We start from the raw sequence: 3,934 nt of genomic DNA, 5'->3' as shown, positions 1-3,934 counted from the left end.
TGGTTGCGGGAGCAGGATTTGAACCTGCGACCTTCAGGTTATGAGCCTGACGAGCTACCGGACTGCTCCATCCCGCGGTATAGGTCGTTTGTGTTGAAGAGATTGGCGCGCAAGTAGCGATAGGCTTCAAGGCGCTGAGAGATTACAAAACTGCGTTTAGCAGGCCTGGCGGCGACCTACTCTCCCACACCTTAAGATGCAGTACCATTGGCGCTGGGGAGTTTCACGGCCGAGTTCGGGATGGGATCGGGTGGGGGCTCCCCGCTGGGGCCACCAGGCCGGCGAAGCGCAGTTTTGTTGTGAACTGGTCTTTTTGTTTGTGCTCACGGTTGAGCGGGCCTTTGGCCCTAACCTGCGCAGGCGCGGCCAATAGTGGCCGACGCGCGGTCGCGCTTGCGAACCTTTCGGTTCGGCTCTTTTCCCTTGCGGGTGTTGAGCGTGATGCGCTGAGAACAAACTGGTCTTATCGATGATTTTTGATTTGATTGTTTTTCAGCCGCCTTGTTTGCCGGCGTTGCGAGGGAACGGGAGTTCCGAGCGCAGCGAAGGCAAGGCCAAGCGGCCGCCGGCCGGTCAGGCCGCGTGGTTCGCAGGACAGGTCCGAAGGACCGGTACGTCCGTGAGAACAAAAACAAACAGATCTTTTCAAAGCGCCTGTGGCGCTTTTAAAAGATGAGCATTGACTAATGAGAGGATCAAGCCGAACGAGCTATTAGTAAAGCTAAGCTTCATGCATTGCTGCACGTCCACACGCTTCCTATCGACGTGGTGGTCTTCCACGGCTCTTCAGGGAGAACTGGTTTTGAGGTGGGTTTCCCGCTTAGATGCTTTCAGCGGTTATCCCTTCCGTACATAGCTACCCTGCAATGCGGCTGGCGCCACAACAGGTCCACCAGAGGTACGTCCATCCCGGTCCTCTCGTACTAGGGACAGATCCTCTCAATTCTCCTACACCCACGGCAGATAGGGACCGAACTGTCTCGCGACGTTCTGAACCCAACTCACGTACCACTTTAATTGGCGAACAGCCAAACCCTTGGGACCTGCTCCAGCCCCAGGATGTGATGAGTCGACATCGAGGTGCCAAACAATGCCGTCGATATGGACTCTTGGGCATCATCAGCCTGTTATCCCCGGCGTACCTTTTATCCGTTGAGCGATGGCCCTTCCACGAGGGACCACCGGATCACTATGGCCGTCTTTCGACTCTGCTCGACTTGTCAGTCTCGCAGTCAGGCAGGCTTATGCCATTGCACTCAACGAGCGATTTCCGACCGCTCTGAGCCCACCTTCGCGCGCCTCCGTTACCATTTGGGAGGCGACCGCCCCAGTCAAACTACCCGCCACACACGGTCCCGGATATGGTTGTACCGCGGTTAGATATCCATGACGACAAGGGTGGTATTTCAAGGGTGACTCCACCTCAGCTGGCGCCAAGGCTTCAACGTCTACCACCTATCCTACACATGTCGTGACGAATACCAGTGTGAAGCTGTAGTAAAGGTGCACGGGGTCTTTCCGTCTGACCGCAGGAACCCCGCATCTTCACGGGGAATTCAATTTCACTGAGTCTATGCTGGAGACAGCGGGGAAGTCGTTACGCCATTCGTGCAGGTCGGAACTTACCCGACAAGGAATTTCGCTACCTTAGGACCGTTATAGTTACGGCCGCCGTTTACTGGGGCTTCAATTCGGTGCTTGCACACCTCCTCTTAACCTTCCAGCACCGGGCAGGCGTCAGACCCTATACGTCGCCTTGCGGCTTCGCAGAGCCCTGTGTTTTTGATAAACAGTCGCCACCCCCTGGTCTGTGCCACCCCCTCGTGGTTGCCCACAAAGAGGTCTCCCTTCTCGCGAACTTACGGGAGCATTTTGCCGAGTTCCTTCAGCATAGTTCTCTCAAGCGCCTTGGTATGCTCTACCAGTCCACCTGTGTCGGTTTCGGGTACGGTTTATACGTGGGAGCTATTTCCTGGAACACCTTCGCTGCACCCCCAATCCAATAAGGAGATACAACACACGGCATCCGTCACTACCCACAAGCTGCAGAATATTAACTGCATTCCCATCGACTACGCCTTTCGGCCTCGCCTTAGGGGCCGGCTAACCCTGCGCCGATTAGCGTTGCGCAGGAACCCTTGGACTTTCGGCGAGAGTGTCTCTCACACTCTTTATCGTTACTCATGTCAGCATTCGCACTTCTGATATCTCCAGGACCCCTCGCGGATATCCCTTCGCAGACTTACAGAACGCTCCGCTACCGCGCATCCCTAAAGATGCACCCGCAGTTTCGGTGTATGGCTTGAGCCCCGGTACATTTTCGGCGCGGAACCCCTTACTTAGACCAGTGAGCTGTTACGCTTTCTTTAAATGATGGCTGCTTCTAAGCCAACATCCTGGTTGTTTTGGGAGTTCTACATCCTTTCCCACTTAGCCATAACTTAGGGACCTTAACTGGCGGTCAGGGTTGTTTCCCTCTCCACAATGGACGTTAGCACCCACTGTGTGTCTGCCGGATAGTACTTCTCGGTATTCGGAGTTTGGTTAGGATCAGTAAGGCGGTAAGCCCCCATAGCCCATCCAGTGCTCTACCCCCGAGAGTATTCATCCGACGCTCTACCTAAATAGATTTCGCGGAGAACCAGCTATTTCCGAGTTTGATTGGCCTTTCACCCCTAGCCACAGCTCATCCCCGACTTTTTCAACAGGCGTGGGTTCGGTCCTCCAGTGCGTGTTACCGCACCTTCAACCTGGCCATGGCTAGATCACTCGGTTTCGGGTCTAATCCAACGAACTAAAACGCCCTGTTCAGACTCGCTTTCGCTGCGCCTACACCTACCGGCTTAAGCTTGCTCGTTAAATTAAGTCGCTGACCCATTATACAAAAGGTACGCTGTCAGGCTTGCGCCCTCCAACTGTTTGTAGGCATCCGGTTTCAGGAACTGTTTCACTCCCCTCGTCGGGGTACTTTTCACCTTTCCCTCACGGTACTTGTTCGCTATCGGTCGACAAGGAGTACTTAGGCTTGGAGGGTGGTCCCCCCACGTTCAGACAGGATTTCACGTGTCCCGCCCTACTCGAGGACTATAAATCTTTCTACCCGTACGGGGCTATCACCCGCTAAGGCCCGACTTTCCAGACGGTTCCGGTTCTTAATCTATAGCCACTGGCCTGGTCCGCGTTCGCTCGCCACTACTAACGGAGTCTCGGTTGATGTCCTTTCCTCCGGGTACTTAGATGTTTCAGTTCCCCGGGTTTGCTCCCTTGCGGGTACTCCATACGGAGTGGGTTTCCCCATTCGGAAATCGCCGGATCAAAGCTTATTCGCAGCTCCCCGACGCTTATCGCAGCGTATCACGTCCTTCATCGCCTCTTGTCGCCAAGGCATCCACCGAATGCCCTTCTTTCACTTGATCACTCTCATTATCAATGCTCATCTTGAACAGTGCCCCATCGCGCCGAACCTACGGTTCGGCCAATCCGGACAACTCCAAGACAATTCCTTTTGCGCTACCGCCTGTCGGCTGCTTGAGCGCGTTACCGCACACAAAACCAACAGAAGGCCAAACACAAAAAGATCATCTTTGCCTGCGCTACCGTCTGTCGACTGCTTGAGCGCGTTACCGCACCCAACCAGCTTCAAAACAGACAGCGCAAACCGTTCACACCACTTCCAACTTCAACCCGGGCCCTTTTGTAAAACCCGGATATCCACCAGAACTGACGCAAACCGATCATCGATGTGATATTTTAAGACCAGTTTCACGAGATCAATATGACGGCCATGCGGTCACGCTGGCACTCTGCTTGATTGCAGAACCCTGGAGTTGCCCCCAGAGGTCAAGTCGATCTTCTCTTCAACGATGTCAAGAACAAGCGGTCGTCCGTGGACAACCGCAAAACGGTTTCTTCTTCAAAACGAGTATGGATTGTC

Annotated in this window: 1 tRNA gene and 2 rRNA genes; all 3 read right to left on the bottom strand. The window is 54.4% G+C overall.

The window, feature by feature from the left end:
- Positions 1-77: transfer RNA gene (locus CLV41_RS27350), tRNA-Met, on the bottom strand.
- A gap of 86 nt (positions 78-163) precedes the next feature.
- A 5S ribosomal RNA gene (gene rrf, locus CLV41_RS27345) occupies positions 164-278 on the bottom strand.
- A gap of 413 nt (positions 279-691) precedes the next feature.
- Positions 692-3,416 (bottom strand): 23S ribosomal RNA (locus tag CLV41_RS27340).
- Positions 3,417-3,934: the final 518 nt, after the last annotated feature.

This window comes from Roseibium marinum, from assembly GCF_002906165.1.
Lineage (GTDB): Bacteria > Pseudomonadota > Alphaproteobacteria > Rhizobiales > Stappiaceae > Roseibium > Roseibium marinum.
Note: the sequence above shows the minus strand (reverse complement) of the source record. Positions and strands in the feature narration are given on the sequence as shown.